The sequence below is a fragment of the Pseudodesulfovibrio sp. 5S69 genome (assembly GCF_037094465.1).
Lineage (GTDB): Bacteria > Desulfobacterota > Desulfovibrionia > Desulfovibrionales > Desulfovibrionaceae > Pseudodesulfovibrio > Pseudodesulfovibrio methanolicus.
Map to the genome: position 1 here is coordinate 1,726,744 of NZ_CP146609.1, position 15,197 is coordinate 1,741,940.

At 63.8% G+C, this 15,197-nt stretch carries 14 protein-coding genes; 7 read left to right on the forward strand and 7 right to left on the reverse strand.

The window, feature by feature from the left end; translation table 11 throughout:
- Positions 1-429 precede the first annotated feature (429 nt).
- Positions 430-2,115 carry a methyl-accepting chemotaxis protein gene (locus V8V93_RS08040; RefSeq protein WP_338669843.1) on the forward strand — a complete coding sequence of 562 codons (1,686 nt, stop codon included), beginning with the start codon at positions 430-432 and terminating at the stop codon, positions 2,113-2,115.
- A 62-nt stretch (positions 2,116-2,177) separates the two neighbouring features.
- Here V8V93_RS08040 and V8V93_RS08045 read toward each other — a convergent pair whose 3' ends face one another.
- Positions 2,178-3,413: a M48 family metallopeptidase gene (locus V8V93_RS08045; RefSeq protein WP_338669844.1), complete on the reverse strand. Its 1,236-nt coding sequence runs from the start codon at positions 3,411-3,413 to the stop codon at positions 2,178-2,180.
- A gap of 201 nt (positions 3,414-3,614) precedes the next feature.
- On the opposite strand from V8V93_RS08045, the gene V8V93_RS08050 reads away from it, so the two are divergent.
- On the forward strand, positions 3,615-4,469 hold the full coding sequence (locus V8V93_RS08050; protein WP_338669845.1) for a hypothetical protein: 855 nt from the start codon (positions 3,615-3,617) through the stop codon (positions 4,467-4,469).
- A 141-nt stretch (positions 4,470-4,610) separates the two neighbouring features.
- Here V8V93_RS08050 and V8V93_RS08055 read toward each other — a convergent pair whose 3' ends face one another.
- A complete protein-coding gene (locus tag V8V93_RS08055) occupies positions 4,611-5,075 on the reverse strand; it encodes a hypothetical protein (RefSeq protein WP_338669846.1) in 465 nt (154 codons plus the stop codon).
- A gap of 97 nt (positions 5,076-5,172) precedes the next feature.
- On the opposite strand from V8V93_RS08055, the gene V8V93_RS08060 reads away from it, so the two are divergent.
- Together V8V93_RS08060 and V8V93_RS08065 are read left to right on the forward strand one after the other, a co-directional pair.
- A complete protein-coding gene (locus V8V93_RS08060; RefSeq protein WP_338669847.1) occupies positions 5,173-6,063 on the forward strand; it encodes a LysR substrate-binding domain-containing protein in 891 nt (296 codons plus the stop codon).
- Positions 6,064-6,306: 243 nt separating this feature from the next.
- On the forward strand, positions 6,307-6,681 hold the full coding sequence (locus V8V93_RS08065) for a PH domain-containing protein (protein WP_338669848.1): 375 nt from the start codon (positions 6,307-6,309) through the stop codon (positions 6,679-6,681).
- Positions 6,682-6,814: 133 nt separating this feature from the next.
- Here the strand turns inward: V8V93_RS08065 and V8V93_RS08070 are convergent, their stop codons facing one another.
- The 5 genes from V8V93_RS08070 to V8V93_RS08090 form a co-directional block, all read right to left on the reverse strand.
- Positions 6,815-7,030: a helix-turn-helix domain-containing protein gene (locus tag V8V93_RS08070; RefSeq protein WP_338669849.1), complete on the reverse strand. Its 216-nt coding sequence runs from the start codon at positions 7,028-7,030 to the stop codon at positions 6,815-6,817.
- 9 nt (positions 7,031-7,039) lie between these two features.
- The gene (locus tag V8V93_RS08075) at positions 7,040-7,609 is read right to left on the reverse strand and encodes a DUF2975 domain-containing protein (protein ID WP_338669850.1); all 570 of its coding nucleotides are present in this window, start codon (positions 7,607-7,609) and stop codon (positions 7,040-7,042) included.
- A gap of 204 nt (positions 7,610-7,813) precedes the next feature.
- On the reverse strand, positions 7,814-9,466 hold the full coding sequence (gene groL / locus V8V93_RS08080; RefSeq protein WP_338669851.1) for a chaperonin GroEL: 1,653 nt from the start codon (positions 9,464-9,466) through the stop codon (positions 7,814-7,816).
- A 60-nt stretch (positions 9,467-9,526) separates the two neighbouring features.
- Entirely contained in the window at positions 9,527-9,814 is a 288-nt protein-coding gene (groES, locus tag V8V93_RS08085) for a co-chaperone GroES (protein ID WP_338669852.1), read from the reverse strand.
- Between the two features lie 169 nt (positions 9,815-9,983).
- Complete coding sequence (locus V8V93_RS08090; RefSeq protein ID WP_338669853.1) at positions 9,984-10,418, reverse strand: bacteriohemerythrin; 435 nt, start codon at positions 10,416-10,418, stop codon at positions 9,984-9,986.
- A gap of 236 nt (positions 10,419-10,654) precedes the next feature.
- On the opposite strand from V8V93_RS08090, the gene V8V93_RS08095 reads away from it, so the two are divergent.
- From V8V93_RS08095 to V8V93_RS08105, 3 genes are all read left to right on the forward strand, one after another.
- Positions 10,655-12,502 (forward strand): lysophospholipid acyltransferase family protein, encoded by a 1,848-nt coding sequence (locus V8V93_RS08095; protein WP_338669854.1) that lies wholly within the window; start codon positions 10,655-10,657, stop codon positions 12,500-12,502.
- A gap of 77 nt (positions 12,503-12,579) precedes the next feature.
- Positions 12,580-13,296 (forward strand): DsbA family protein, encoded by a 717-nt coding sequence (locus V8V93_RS08100; protein ID WP_338669855.1) that lies wholly within the window; start codon positions 12,580-12,582, stop codon positions 13,294-13,296.
- 242 nt (positions 13,297-13,538) lie between these two features.
- A complete protein-coding gene (locus V8V93_RS08105) occupies positions 13,539-15,161 on the forward strand; it encodes a glucan biosynthesis protein (RefSeq protein WP_338669856.1) in 1,623 nt (540 codons plus the stop codon).
- Positions 15,162-15,197 lie beyond the last annotated feature (36 nt).

Below are 15,197 nucleotides of genomic sequence, written 5' to 3' on the forward strand. Positions count from 1 at the left end.
TGAATTCCTGCCACTTTTCCGGGGGTTGCCGCCCGGCTTCGGCGCACCGTGTCCGACGCGGTGCGCTTCGAATTGATCGCTCAGTCGATTTATAATGGACTGGTCCTACCGCTTGCATCATGCTCTCCGAAGCACAACCCTAATCGCCTGTATTTTATTGATATTTTACTATCATGAAAAATGCGGCGCTGTTGTTTTAGAGTTATCAGGTATGATTCCGAGGAGATGCAGATGTTTAGTTGGATCGCAAAAAGTTTGGCCCGAGCCATCATGTTGCCGTGCATAGCGGCGATCGTGATCGGGATTGTGGCACTGGTGTATTACGTTAACGTTTCAACCTATGAAATGGCCCTGCGGAATGCGACCGGCAAGGCCGATACCCAGGCGCGAAGCATTGCGGATGCCTTGCACCTGTTCATCGAGGACAGCATGACGGCCACCTCCGCCATGGCCGACCGGTCGGCTATCAAGGCCGCCCTGCAAGGGGACCCCGAAAAGGCGGACGAATTTATCAGGCAGTACGTGCGCGACAACGAGAACCTGCAGGGGGCGAGCGTTTTCAACCTTGAGGGGAAAACCGTGGCGGGGGCGAGCTCCACGGGGGCTTCCATGTCTGGCCTGGATCTGTCCGAACGGGAGTACGTGAAGAACGTGATCGCCAGCGGCGAGGCGCAGGTTTCCAGCGGCGTTTTCAAGGTCAAGGGAGGGGAGACGATCATCTTCGCGGTCGGTGCGCCCGTCCGGGGCCCGAATGGAGAACTGCTCGGCGGTGTGGCCGTCTATTGCGACTGGGACAGGTTCTGCAAGACCTTCATCGACCCGGTGACCATCGGCGAGCACGGATACGGCTTCATCCTGAACGGTGCCGGGCGGTTCATCTATCACCCCAAGGACCGGTCCCTGATCATGCAGGACTACGCGCAGAACGACTTCGTGCGGCAGGCGCTCGACATGAAGAACGGGGAGGTACGTTACCAGTGGAAGGGCATGGACAAGGTCATGGTCTTCCACTCCGAGCCCTCGACCGGCTGGATCGTGTGCATGGCGGCCAACGAGGCGGACCTTGCCGCCGGGGCCATCCATCAGGCCTATGTCCTTGCCTGGATCGGCCTGGCCATCGTCCTGCTGGTCGTCGGCCTGATCGTGTTCTTCCTCAGACGGCTGATCATCAAGCCGGTAGGCGACGGCATGGTCCTGGCCGCCGACATGTCCAAGGGCGACCTGGTCAAGGACATCGAGAGCAATTCGCCCAATGAACTCGGCAATCTCATGCGCTCCCTCGGGAGCATGGTCGCGGCCCTCCGGAATGTGGTCCACGACGTCAAGAGCGCGGCGGAGAACGTGGCCACGGGCAGCAACGAGATCGCCTCCTCGTCCACCCAGTTGAGCGAAAGCGCAACGGAGCAGGCCTCGGCCGTGACCGAGATCACCGCGTCCATGGAGGCGATGACGACCCGGATCCACGAGAGCATGGAGGCCGCCCAGGAGACCGAAGACACCGCGCTCAAGACGGGCGAACACGCCCGGAAGGGCGGCGAAGCCGTCAGGCAAACCCTGGGGGCCATGCAGGACATCGCCCAGCGGACGTCGATCATTGAGGAGATTGCCCGGCAGACCAACCTGCTCGCCCTGAACGCGGCCATCGAGGCCGCCCGCGCCGGGGAGCACGGCAAGGGGTTCGCCGTGGTGGCCGCCGAAGTCCGCAAGCTGGCCGAGCGTTCCGGCGTGGCCGCCTCGGAGATCGGCGACCTGACCGGGCGCAGCCTGGCCGTGGCCGAAAATGCGGAGGCCATGCTCGAAAAGGTGGTCCTCGACATCCAGCACAATGAGGAACTGGCCCGGAAGGTGGCCGAGGCCAACAAGGAACAGTACGCCTCGGCGGAAGAAATCGCGTCGGCCGTCAAGCAGCTTGAGGTCGAGACCCAGCGCAGCGCGGCATTTTCCGAGGAACTGGCCGCCACGTCGGAGGAGTTGTCCGGGCAGGCCGTCCAGTTGCAGCAGTCCATGGAGTTCTTCCGAGTGGCGCAGGACGGGCGCGCAATGGCCGCTTCCCTCGGGGCGCAGGTCATGCCTGCGCTGCCGGGAGGCGCAGGCGGCGAGTCCGGACGGGTATAGCCGCAAACGGAGGATAACGGGGCGCGGCCTGACCGGCTGCGCCCCCTTCGTTCGTTCGGCGCCTAACGGCCTGCGGCCAGGGCACGGATGCGGGCCAAAACCGGGGGATGGCCGTATTCGAGCCAGACCGTGAGCGGGTGCGGCGTCAGGTTGGACAGGTTGGAGGCGGACAGCTTTTTCAGGGCCGAGATCATGGCGTCCGGGCGGCCCGTGGTCCGGGCGGCGAAGGCGTCGGCTTCGAACTCGTGTTTGCGGGAGACCGCGTTGGCGACCACGCCCAGGGCCAGGGAGAGCGGGGTGTAGAGCAGCACGAAAAAGACGAGCCCCGCGTAGAGCGACATGTGCTCCATGCCGAAGGCCGCGAACAGCCCCGCGGAGTCCAGGAACAGGGACATGAGGTAGAAGACCGCCCCGGCCTTGAGGATGCCGGTGGCCAGCCGCTTTTTGATGTGCCCGAGCCGGGCGTGGCCCACCTCGTGGGCCAGCACGGCCACGATCTCGTCGGCGTCCATCTCCTTGATGAGCGTGTCGAACAGGGCGATGCGCCGCCGCTTGCCGAACCCGGTGAAAAAGGCGTTGCCCTTGGTGGACCGCTTGGAACCGTCCATGACGAAGATGCCGGACAGCTCGAACCCGGCCTTGTCCGCGAAGGCCATGAGCTTGCCGCGCAACTCGCCCTCCTCCAGAGGGGTGAACTTGTTGAACAGCGGCAGGATCCAGGTGGGGGCCACGTAGGTCAGGCCAAGGGACAGGAGCACCGCGAACCCCCAGCACAGCAGCCAGGCGTACGGTCCGGTCTCGCGCAGGAAGAGCAGCAGGCCCGCCACCAGCGCGCCGCCGATGACCGCGCCCAGGACCAGCCCCTTGATCCGGTCCAGGACAAAGGTGCCGGGCGTGGTGGTGTTGAAGCCGAACCGTTTTTCCAGCACGAAGGTGTGGTAGATTTCGAACGGCAGGCCGATGACCCCGCTGATCAGGGCCAGGGCGGCGATATAGGCAAGCCCGGTGGCGAGCGGCCCGAACCCGGCGGTCCGGACCAGCACATCCAGGAGGTTGAACCCGCCCGCCAGGATGGCGAGGACCAGGATCAGGGTGTTGAAGGTCTCGGAGACCGTGGAGAATTTCATGGACGCCAGGGTGTAGGCCTGGGACCTGGCGTAGGTCTCGGCGTCGAAGACGTCGGCCAGTTCCTCGGGCGGGGCGGGGCGCATGGCGCGGGCCGACAGCCGGTCGGACAGCACGCCCAGGAACCAGGCCGCCAGCAGGGAACCGATGATGATCGCGAGATAGATGTTCACGTGGCACTCCCGGAGTAGGTGGACGGACCGCAACGAGTGGGTACGCTATACGGTTTGGCTTGCGCGCGTCAACCAAAGCGGGTGCCTGGTATGGTCTAGTGGTCCGAAAATGCGGGATAATCGCGTCGATGCTTGCCAATTTTTCGTGCCTGTATTAATTTACCGCTGTCGTTTAGTGTTTTTTTCGAGACAAAGGACGCCATGCCAACCAGTCCCATGACCGCCAAGGAAATCCGCGAAGACATCGCGCGCGCCCGCGCCTATGCCAAGAAAAACGATTACCTGCGGACGCTCAAGTATCTGGCCAGCGCCATCCGGGGCATGGTCACCAGCCAGGTCTTCGGGGCGGAGAAGTTCGAGATTCAGGCCCACCTGGACGAGGCGCTGCGCGACCTGAACAAGATGAAGATGATCAAGAAGCTCTTTCCGGACGGGCTCAACTGCCGGAAGGGCAAGGAAAAGGCGTTCTTCCAGACCCTCATGCGGCTGCACAAGAAGCTCGGCGAGGCCATGGAAAAGGCCCGCGTGGCCAAGCTGCGCAAGCGCCTCGGCGTGTTGGACGACAACCTCATCAAGGCGGCCAAGCTGATCGACGCGGGCCAACCCCTGGAGGCCCGCAAGCTCTACAGCAAGATTGCCGAGTACTTTCAGGACATAGAGGGCATCCACTCGGACATCGGCAACCGCATGGCCGCCTTCGGCCTGTTCGCCGAGGCCGTACCCTACCTGAACAAGGCCCTGGAGACCCAGAACAACGACGCGCGCGCCCACAACGCCCTGATCCTCTGCTACGAGGGGCTGCACGAGCCGGACAAGGCCATGGCCGCCATCAAGGACGCCATGCGCTGGCTCGGGCCCAGCGAGAACCTCTATCTCCGCCTGGCCAGGCTGCACCTGCAAAAGCGCGAATGGGGCGAGGTCTTCAACAACGCCAAGGCCGCCCACGACCGCAACCCCCTGAACACCGAGGCCGCCAAGCTCATGAAGCAGGCCGAGCCCAAGATATTCACATCCAAGGGGGCCCGCACGAAAAAATCCCACGACCTGAATTTCTAGCCGGCCCGCCGGAATCGTTTCCCCGCTCCGGTCCGTCCGGGACGGGGTTTTCGCGGCCTGCCGGACGGCCCGGACACGGCAAGGCGGGCGGGTCGGGGCCGCTCATCAGGGACGCCCCCGGCCCCGCCCGGTTGTGGAGGACTAGTCGGAAAAACGGAAATCCTCACGTGCCACACGCAGGATCTCGCCCTTGCCCGTGGCCGCGAGCAGGTTGCCGTCACGGTCGATGCTCAGCCCGGACACCGGGCTGCCGCAGCGGAAGACCCGGCTGACCGCACCGTCGAGCGTGACCGCGAAGATGTCCCCGGACGCCGTGCCCACGAAGAGCGTGCGCAGCCGGTCCACGGCCAGGGCCGTGGGACCGTCCACCCGTGCGTAGACCATGGGCTCGCCGTCCGGCGGCACGCAGAGGATCGTTCCGGCCGCGCGGTCCATGGTGTAGGCGTAGCCCCGGCAGTCCAGGACCAGCCCGGCGGTCTTTGGCAGGCCTGCGCCGATGACTCGCGTCCCTTCTTCCGCCCGGCCTGTGCCGCCCGTCCCGGCCAGGAGTGCGGCGGTTATGATAACACCCAGAAAATACGTACGAATACGCGAATAACCCTGCATGTCGTGCCTCCTTTGTGTTGGAGGACACGGTAGAAATGTGGTATCAATATGTCCAATACATATTTACACGAAGATCAATATGTATTAGCTCTGAATCATGGAACTGAGACAGATCAACTATTTCATTGCCGTGGCCGAGGAGCTGCATTTCGGACGGGCCGCCGAGCGGTGCCACATCGCTCAGCCGCCGCTGTCGCAGCAGGTCAAGCGTCTTGAAGAGGAACTCGGAGTGACGCTTCTGGAGCGGACCAGCCGGAGGGTCGCCCTGACCCCGGAGGGCAAGGAGTTCCTCAAGCGTTGCAAGGATGTGCGCGACCGCCTGAACGAGGCCGTCATTTGCATCCAGGACATGGCCAAAGGGCTCGAAGGGCAGCTCCGTGTCGGGTTCATCGGCCCGGCGTCCCTATCCAAGCTGCCCCAGGCCATCCGCTCGTTCCGAGAGCGCAACCCCAACATCCGGCTTGATTTTTCGGCCCAGTCCACGACCGAGCAGTTGCCGCTGTTGCGCGGGGACCGGCTGGACATCGCCTTTGTCCGCCTGTTCGGGCACGACACGTCCGGCCTCAACTCACTGCTTTTCCTCCGTGAGCCTTATGTCCTGGCCGTGCCCGAAGGACATCCTTTTACCGAGCGCGACTCCCTGGACCTCAAGGACCTGGAAGGTGAACCCCTGGTCTTCTTCCAGCCTATGAATCAGCCTGCACTCTACCGCTCGCTCATAGGCGCTTTCCACAAGGCCGGGTTCATGCCCAATATCGTCCAGGAAGCCAATACCGAGCAGTCCATCATAGCCCTGGTCGCCACAGGCATGGGCTGTGCCCTCGTGCCCGCCTCCAGCGTTGTCGTCAATCGAGGCGGGGTCGTCTTCCGTCCCCTGACCGGCGACCTCCCCCAATGGGAGATCACCGCCCTCTGGAAAAAGAAGAACCAGTCCGTCATCCTCCAAAAGTTCCTCGACGTCGCCCGCGAGTTCCGCGAGGTGCATTGAGGGAAGGCATGCCTCCGGCGGCCGGAGGCAGGGAAAACCCTTTGAGAAAAGGGTTTTCCTCCCTTCCCCGGACCCATCCCTCCTTTTCCTGAACTTTTTGAGTGCCTTCGGCAGGGATGCGCGGGCGCGGGCGGCCGGGATGTTTTGCGTGTGGGCGATTGTGCGCGGGGTGGGTGGTATGATAGTGGTTTTGCTCAGTTAAGTGATGGCAATTCGACCAACCACAGCAAAAGGCAGAATACCATGGGATTTCTTGACGGCTTGATGGGCAATGCGACCGAGGTTTCACTGGAGGACGTGCAGGCGGAACTGGCTCCTATCCTGGGCGACAACGAGTATATCGAGCGGGCCTTCAAGGTCATCCGCGACATGTACATTTTCACCTCGGGCCGTTTGCTGCTCATCGACAAGCAGGGCATGACCGGCAAGAAGGTCGATTACCTTTCCCTGCCCTACGGCTCCATCAAGGCCTTTTCCGTGGAGACCGCCGGACACTTCGACCTCGACTCCGAACTGACCCTCCACGTCACCGGCCTGCACGAACCCATCAAAAAAGAACTCAAAAAAGGCAGCGACGTGGTCGGCATCCAGAAATTGCTGGCGAACAAGGTGCTATAATAATGATATATTCCCTCCCGCGAAGCGGCGCTGAAAAGTTCAGGAGGGGAGATCGGATGGAGGTCCGGGGAAGGGAAGAGGGAAGCCCTTTCAAAGGGTTCCCTCTTCCCTTCCCCGGCCGCCGGAGGCCGAGTTACTCCGGTTCGTCGGCCTCGTAGCGCAAAATGTCGCCGGGTTGGCAGTCGAGGGTCCGGCAGATGGCGTCCAGGGTGGTGAAGCGGATGGCCTTGGCCTTGCCGGTCTTGAGGATTGACAGGTTTTGCGGAGTGATACCCACGGCGGCGGCCAGTTCCTTGGAACTGGTCTTTTTCTTGGCCAGCATGACGTCGAGATCGATGATGATGCCCATGCCGCCCGCCTAGACCGTCAGTTCGTCGGTTTCGCGCAGCTTGCGCCCCTCGTCCATGATCCAGCTGACCAGGATGATGATCCCGGCGACGAGCAGGTCGCGGGCGTCGCCCGATTCCAGCGAAATGGTGATCAGCCGTTCGCCCGGGGGGTTGTGGATGGTCAGGACCAGGGTCAGCAGGGCCTCGTGGATCGGCATGAGGATCACGCCCGCCAGCATGGTCCAGCCGGTCCGGCGGATATACTTGACCGTGTTGCCGGTGAAAATCTCACCCGCGGTAAACAGCCCGAACAGGCGCGCCAGCCACCACAGGCAGAGCATGGTCGGCCCCAGCGGGATCAGGCTGACCGCAAGCCCCAGCCAGCGCTGGCTCCAGGGCAGCGGAAACGCGGGCGCGTGCGCTGCGTCCAGGCTGACATTGTCTCTGACCAGCCCGATGATCGTGGTGGACCCGCCGTCCCCGAGCAAAACCTCTCCCCCGGAAAACCACAGGGTGGCCACTATCACCGGACTCAAGACGAATGCCGCTACGAAAATGGCCCGGAACACCCGGGCAAACCGTTGTATACGCTGTTCCATGGGAGACTCCTTGTGTTTGATAATCCCCTTTTGCGATGATTAATCATCGTTTGTCAATAACTATTTTGCGCAAAACAGTGTTGTGAGGAATTGAAAGCCGTTGGATGGTGCGGAGCGCCATCTGCGGCGGGTACGAAAAAACCGGCCCCGGTCAATGAAGACCGAGGCCGGTTGATAATGGCTAGGTTAGAAGCGCGGGGAGGCTTAGTACATGCCGCCCATGCCGCCCATTCCGCCCATGCCGCCCATGCCGCCGGGCATGGCCGGGGCGCCGCTGTCCTTCTCGGGCTTGTCGGCGATGGCGCATTCGGTGGTCAGCAGCAGACCGGCCACGGAGGCGGCGTTCTGCAGGGCGGTGCGAGTGACCTTCTTCGGGTCGATGACACCGGCCTTGATCAGGTCCTCGTAGTTGTCGGTCGCGGCGTTGTAGCCGAAGCCGCCCTTGCCTTCCTTGATCTTCTCCACGACGATGGAGCCTTCCAGACCGGCGTTGGCCGCGATCTGGCGCAGGGGTTCTTCCACGGCGCGGGCGATGATGTTGATACCGGCCTGTTCGTCGTCGTCGGCGGCCTTGACCTTGGCGCAGACCTTGCCGGAGCGGGCCAGGACCACGCCGCCGCCGGGCACGATGCCTTCCTCGACGGCCGCGCGGGTGGCGTTCAGGGCGTCTTCCACGCGGGCCTTCTTCTCCTTCATCTCGGTCTCGGTGGCGGCACCGACGTTGATGACGGCCACGCCGCCCACGATCTTGGCCAGACGCTCCTGGAGCTTCTCGCGGTCGTAGTCGGAGGTGGAGTCGGCGATCTCGGCGCGGATCTGCTGGATGCGGCCCTTGATCTCGGCGGGCTTGCCGGCGCCGTCGACGATGACGGTGTTTTCCTTGTCCACGACGATGCGCTTGCAGGAACCGAGGTCGTTGACGGTCAGGTTCTCGATCTTGATGCCGAGGTCTTCGGAAACGACCTGGCCGCCGGTCAGGGTGGCGATATCCTTGAGCATGGCCTTGCGGCGCTCACCGAAGCCGGGGGCCTTGACAGCGACCACGTTCAGGGTGCCGCGCAGCTTGTTGACGACCAGGGTGGCCAGGGCCTCGCCCTCGATGTCCTCGGCGATGATGACCAGGGGCTTGGACATCTTGGCGCACTGCTCGAGCACGGGCAGCAGTTCCTTCATGTTGGAGACCTTCTTCTCGTTGATGAGAATCAGGGGCTCTTCCATCTCGCAGGTCATGCGCTCGGTGTTGGTAACGAAGTAGGGGGAGAGGTAGCCGCGGTCGAACTGCATGCCCTCGACGACGTCCAGGGTGGTCTCGAGGCCCTTGGCTTCCTCGACCGTGATGACGCCTTCCTTGCCGACCTTGTTCATGGCTTCGGCGATGATGTTGCCGATGGTGGCATCGTTGTTGGCGGAAATGGTGCCGACCTGGGCGATCTCTTTCTGGTCGCGGGTGGGCTTGGCGACCTTTTCGAGGTCTTCGACGATGGCTTCGACGGCCTTGTCGATGCCGCGCTTGATGGACATGGGGGAGCGGCCGGCGGCGACCAGCTTCACGCCTTCGGTGAAGATGGCCTGGGCCAGGACCGTGGCGGTGGTGGTGCCGTCACCGGCGACGTCGGAAGTCTTGGAGGCGACCTCCTTGACCATCTGGGCGCCCATGTTCTCGAACTTGTCTTCCAGTTCGATTTCCTTGGCGACGGACACGCCGTCTTTGGTGATGACGGGGGAGCCGAAGGACTTCTCCATCACGACGTTGCGGCCCTTGGGGCCGAGGGTGACCTTGACCGCATTGGCCAGCTTGTCCACACCCGCTTTCAGTTTTTCGCGGGCCTTGGCATCGAAAAGAATATCTTTCGCCATGGTGTGTACTCCTTAAAGAATTTAGAAATGGTGTTTGTGTTGGAATGTGCCGTGGGGGAGCTATTCGACGATGGCGAGGATATCGTCCTCGCGCATGACCAGGTGCTCTTCGCCGTCGATGCTGATCTCGGTGCCCGCATACTTGGCGAAGAGGACGAGGTCGCCCGTCTTGACGGTGGGCTTCACGCGCTTGCCGTCTTCGTCCAGCTTGCCGGGGCCCACGGCCACGACTTCACCCTTCATGGGCTTTTCCTTGGCGGAATCCGGGATGTAGATGCCACCCGCGGTTTTCTCTTCCATTTCAAGACGCTTGACCAGGACGCGGTCATTCAGCGGTTTCAATTTCATCCTCTTATACCTCCAAAATGGATTTTTGAATTTTTGCGCCGGGCGACAGGTGCCGCCCGGCTTGCTGTTACATAAACACGGCACCGCGGGTGTCAACCCGGACGGATAAAAAAAAACGGACTCACGGCCGGTCGGCGGTACGGATGGTTTAAGAGGCGGCGGGGGAGTCTTACTTTGCGGATTCCTTGCGGAACTTCGCGAAGTGGAGGTCCTTTTCCCGGATGTGCTCGTCGAACCAGTCGGCCAGGAATCCGTGGATTTTTACCAACGGGACGGACGTGCCGTTCATCAGCTCGGCCTCCACGCGGGTGAGATCGTCCAGGAAGCGCTCGTGAGCATCCTGCTGGTCATCCAGCCCGGGGTAGTCCGCCTCGTCCATGAGGTTCTCCTCGAAGCTGAAGTGCTGCATGGCCGAGTCCTTGAGGTCGTTCATGATGTCGAGCATCTCGTCGGTCTCGTCGTCGTCGAGTTGGCGGTACATGTCCGGCGACACCGCGTCGATGCGGCCGAGCATGTCGAAAAGGGCTTGGTATTGGTCGTCGAGTTCGGGAATTCCCAGAGCGAGTTCGGGCAAATATCCGGCCGGGTTCGGTTTGGCTGACATGCGTTTCTCCTGTAACGCTGGTTGCTTTTTTAGGCATCATATACCGGGAATCCCGATGCATGTCACGCCCCGGCCGAAGTTTTTCATCGAAATCGCGACCGGCCCCGCGGTCGGGCAACCTGCGTCACACAGTCGCCAAGCGGGCGTCACCGAAAATCGCGAAATCGTCATGGAGGCGGCGCGAAGGAGGAGGGGGAGCGGGCGTACAGTCCGGTAACCATATCAGGAGGAAGGAAATGGAAGATCGCCTTGCCGGTCCGCTGTTCAATCTGGATTCGCCCTTCAACGACCCCGTCCGCCACACCCTTTTTTCCATGGTCAGGCGCCCCCTGGCCAAAGTGCTCAGACTCGACACACTGAACTCGCTCTACTCGATCCTGCAGGCAGGGGAGTGCGACGGCTGTTTCGTGGACAAAGCCCTGGACCTGCTCGGGGTACGCTTCTCGGTGCACGGCCAGCCCGTCAGCCGGGTACCGCGCACCGGGCCGCTGGTCGCGGTGTGCAACCATCCCTTCGGCGTGCTCGAGGGGCTGCTCCTGGTGCGCATCCTGCGCGAGGTCCGTTCGGACATCAAGATCATGGCCAACTTCATGCTCGGCATGATCCCGGAGATGGACGACCTGATCATCCAGGTGGACCCCTTCGGCGGGGCCGGGGCCTCGCGCAAGAACATCGCCGGGCTCAAGGCCTGCATGCGCTGGCTCAAGAACGGCGGCATGCTGGTGGTCTTCCCGGCGGGCGAGGTGTCCAGCCTGAAGGTCAAGAAGCGCCGCGTAGGCGACCCGCTCTGGAGCCCCATGATCGGGCGGATCATCCGCAAGACCGGGGCCGCGGCCCTGCCGGTCTTCTTCGACGGGCGCAACTCCGGCCTGTTCCAGACCCTGGGGCTCATCCACCCCCGGCTACGCACCGTGCTTCTGCCCCACGAGAACCTGAAGCACGCCGCCCGCGACGTCATCGGCGTGCGCCTGGGCACGGTCATCGGCCAGGACAAGCTGGCCGAGCTTGACGGCGACCAGGCGGTGGTCGACTACCTGCGCTTCCGCACCTACCTGCTGCGCCGCGAGCGCAAACCGCGTTTCCACTTCAAGGGGCGCGAGGCCAAACGGCGCATGGACCCCATCGCCAATTCGCGCGGCAAGCACATCCTCGCCTCCGAGGTGGCCAGCCTGCCCGACGAAAACGTCCTGCTGCACAACGGCGAATTCACCGTGTTCCACGCCGCGGCCGACGAGATACCCAGGCTGCTGCGCGAGATCGGCATCCGCCGCGAGGAGACCTTCCGCCAGGTGGGCGAGGGCACGGGCCGGGCCATGGACATCGACCGATTCGACGACGCCTACCGCCACCTGGTGCTCTGGAACCACAAGGAGCGCGAGGTGGCCGGGGCGTACCGTTTCGCCCTGACCGACGAGATCATGGCCGAAAAGGGGCCGGACGGGCTGTACACCTCGACCCTGTTCAACTACCGCCCCGGTTTCCTGGAGGGGCTCGGGCCCGCCCTGGAGCTGGGCCGATCCTTCGTGGTCCCCAAGTACCAGCGCAGCTACCAGCCGCTCCTGATGCTCTGGAAGGGGCTGGCCGAATACGTGGCCCGCAATCCCCGCTACCACCGCCTCTTCGGCTGCGTCTCCATCTCCAGCGAATATTCCGTGGTCGCCCGCGAGCTCATCGTCGGCTTCATGGAGCGTCACTGCTCCCTGCCGGAGTTGGCCCACATGGCCCTGCCCAAGCGGCCACCCAAGGTCAAGCGGTTGAAGCGACTGGATTTCTCCCTGCCTGACGGGGTGTTCGACGACCCCGAGGACGTGGCCGACTTCGTCCGCGACGTAGAGGACGGCCGGTCCATTCCGGTGCTGCTCAAGCAGTACCTCAAGCTGGGCGGCAAGATCATCGGCTTCAACATGGACCCGGATTTCGGCAACTGCATGGACGGGCTTATCCTGGTGGACCTGCTCAAATCCGACCCCAAGGTTCTGTCCCGGTTCATGGGCCGCGACGGGGTAAGCCGTTTCCACGCCGCCAACCGCAGCGCGGTCGCCGCGCCGGCGGAACCGGTCCGGGTCGGCGACGCGGCCGCCTGAGCGCGGCGCGGGCGGGGGGAATCCTCCCCGGTCCGCGCCGGGCTTGGCTTTCCGGCGCGAAGAGCATATGTTGCCCCATGCGCAAGAATCTGATCCTCCTGCCCCTGCTGATCGTCGCTCTGGCCCTTTTCGCCGGTTGCCGCCAGGCCGACGACACGTCGTCCGAGAAGGCCAAGCCCGCGCCCGAGTCCGGCCAGCATGGCTCGGCCTCGGCCCCGGCCGAGCCCCGCATCCCCAACGGCTGTTCGCCCGAGTTTCGGGCCCTGTACGACAACGCGGTGGTCGAGCTGCACGGCCAAGGCACCCTGGACGTGGTCGTCGTCACCGACCCCCTGTGCTGGCACTGCCGCCTGGCCGACAAGCTGTTGCGGGAATACCCCAAGCTGTACGGTACGTTGCGCCTCTCCTTTTTCCCGCGCCGCAGCTTCATCGGTTCGGACATGGCCGCCTGGGTCCTGGAGGACGCGGCGGGCACGGACCGTCTGCCGAAGCTGGCCAAGTTCGCCTACCACGACCTGAAGCAGCCCAAGACCCAGGACCTCATGGAGGCGCGCATGCTCGTCCTGGCCCAGTTCACTCGGGCCTTCCCCGAGCTGCTCAAGGGCACGACCATCGAGAAGCTGTACGTGCGCCTGCAAAAGAAGCGCGAGCCCCACGTGCTTGAGAGCGCCATGCTCGCCCGTACGGCCCATCTGCCCGGCACGCCCATCCTGGTGGCGGGCGACAAGGTGGTCCTGGGCTTCGGGCCCGAGGTCTGGCTCAAGGTCCTGGGCGAAGCCCAGATGTGCAAGTAGGCGTCCCTGGGCGCGGCCGCGTGTGACGCGGTCTTCTCCATTCGCGTTTTCCCTGTTGCACTTGCTTGCAGGTTCCACGGCATTCCCCTATTAGGAAAAACCGTCGGACCACCCGAGGAAGCGAAACGGCGTTGTGATCCAGGGATTAACTTTCTGTCATCAATAACGATTCCATGGCCGCAATCCTCCAGGCAGGTCCGCCGTCACAGCGTTGAACCGCCCAAGACCAAGGAGAAAGCCCCATGGCCTCTTCACATATTCCCTGTCCCACATCGCGCCGCGTGCGCCCGTTGGCCGCGCTGTTGTTCGCTGTCGCGGGCCTTGCTCTGTTCGCCGTGTCCGGAGCCGCCTTTGCGGAGCCGCCGTCCGCCGAACCCTTTGACTACGCCGTGCTCAAGGGCCGGGCCCGCGCCCTGGCCGGGCAGCCGTATGCCGACCACGAGGGCGAGATTCCCCAGGCGGTCGCGAGTATGAACTGGGACCAATACCAAGCCATCCATTTCAACAAGGCCCACGCCCTGTGGCGCGGCGGCAGGTCGAAATTCCAGGCCACGCTGTTCCATTTGGGGCTGTACTTCAAGCGGCCCGTGGCCATCTATGAACTCAAGGGCGGCAAGGCCGTCCGGGTCGCCTACGACGCCGGGCTGTTCGACTACGGCACGTCCGGCATCGACCCGGCCGGGCTGCCTGGGGACATGGGCTTCGCGGGTTTCCGCCTGCAGTTCGCCCCGGACTGGGAGCGTGACGTGGTCGCCTTCCTGGGCGCGAGCTATTTCCGAGCCGTGGGCAAGGAGATGCAGTACGGCCTGTCCGCGCGCGGCCTGGCCGTGGACACCGCCCTGTCCCGGCCCGAGGAATTTCCGGTCTTCACCGCCTTCTGGCTGGAACGCCCGAAACCGGGCAGCAACACGGCCACGGTCTACGCGCTGCTCGATTCGCCGAGCGTGGCCGGAGCCTACCGTTTCGACATCACCCCCGGCGACACGCTCGTGATGCGCGTGGACGCAGCCCTGTATCCGCGCAAGCCCATCGAGCGGCTGGGCATCGCCCCGCTGACCAGCATGTTCATGGTCGGCGAGAACGACCGGCGCACGGGGTACGACTGGCGGCCGGAAATCCACGACTCGGACGGCCTGGCCCTGCACACCGGCGCGGGCGAGTGGCTCTGGCGGCCCCTGAACAACCCGCGCTCCCTGCGCTTCAACGCCTATGTGGACGACAACCCCAGGGGCTTCGGCCTGCTCCAGCGCGACCAGAACTTCGACCACTACCAGGACGACGGCGTGTACTACGACAAGCGCCCAAGCCTGTGGGTCGTGCCGCGCGGCGACTGGGGCAAGGGCGCGGTGGAGCTGGTGGAGATTCCGGCCCTGGACGAGACCTTCGACAACATCGTGGCCTTCTGGCACCCGGCCGAAGCCGTGGTGCCCGGCAAGGAAATGCTCTTCAGCTATGACCTCTTCTGGGGCACGGCCTCGCCCGGCCCGAAGGACCTGGCCCGCGTGGCCGATACCTTCACCGGCCTGGGCGGCGCGGTCGGCAAGCGGCGCACACATTACAGCAAGCGGTTCGTGGTCGATTTCACGGGCGGCCCGCTGGCCGGGCTGGGCAAGGACGCCCAGGTCAAGGCCTCCATCAAGACCACGGCGGGCGAGGTCGAGTTGGCCTCGGTCCTGCCGCTTGATTCGGTGCACGGCTACCGCGTCCGTTTCGACCTGGTCCCGCCGGACGAGAGCGAGCACCCGATCAACCTGCGCATGATCCTGACTTCGGGCGGCCAAACCCTGTCCGAGACCTGGACCTACCAGTGGAGCCCGCCACCGGCGGACCAGCGGCGGTTGCACAACGCCGGACACCTGCAATAGCGTCGTCCAGGCGGTTTCAATGTCATGATAAAGCCC

Coding starts and splice junctions, on each gene's coding strand:
- V8V93_RS08040 (WP_338669843.1), top strand. CDS start 430: ATGACGGCCACCTCCGCCATGGCCGACCGGTCGGCTATCAAGGCCGCC.
- V8V93_RS08050 (WP_338669845.1), top strand. CDS start 3,615: ATGCCAACCAGTCCCATGACCGCCAAGGAAATCCGCGAAGACATCGCG.
- V8V93_RS08055 (WP_338669846.1), bottom strand. CDS start 5,075: ATGCAGGGTTATTCGCGTATTCGTACGTATTTTCTGGGTGTTATCATA.
- V8V93_RS08060 (WP_338669847.1), top strand. CDS start 5,173: ATGGAACTGAGACAGATCAACTATTTCATTGCCGTGGCCGAGGAGCTG.
- V8V93_RS08065 (WP_338669848.1), top strand. CDS start 6,307: ATGGGATTTCTTGACGGCTTGATGGGCAATGCGACCGAGGTTTCACTG.
- V8V93_RS08070 (WP_338669849.1), bottom strand. CDS start 7,030: ATGGGCATCATCATCGATCTCGACGTCATGCTGGCCAAGAAAAAGACC.
- V8V93_RS08075 (WP_338669850.1), bottom strand. CDS start 7,609: ATGGAACAGCGTATACAACGGTTTGCCCGGGTGTTCCGGGCCATTTTC.
- groL (WP_338669851.1), bottom strand. CDS start 9,466: ATGGCGAAAGATATTCTTTTCGATGCCAAGGCCCGCGAAAAACTGAAA.
- groES (WP_338669852.1), bottom strand. CDS start 9,814: ATGAAATTGAAACCGCTGAATGACCGCGTCCTGGTCAAGCGTCTTGAA.
- V8V93_RS08090 (WP_338669853.1), bottom strand. CDS start 10,418: ATGTCAGCCAAACCGAACCCGGCCGGATATTTGCCCGAACTCGCTCTG.
- V8V93_RS08095 (WP_338669854.1), top strand. CDS start 10,655: ATGGAAGATCGCCTTGCCGGTCCGCTGTTCAATCTGGATTCGCCCTTC.
- V8V93_RS08100 (WP_338669855.1), top strand. CDS start 12,580: ATGCGCAAGAATCTGATCCTCCTGCCCCTGCTGATCGTCGCTCTGGCC.
- V8V93_RS08105 (WP_338669856.1), top strand. CDS start 13,539: ATGGCCTCTTCACATATTCCCTGTCCCACATCGCGCCGCGTGCGCCCG.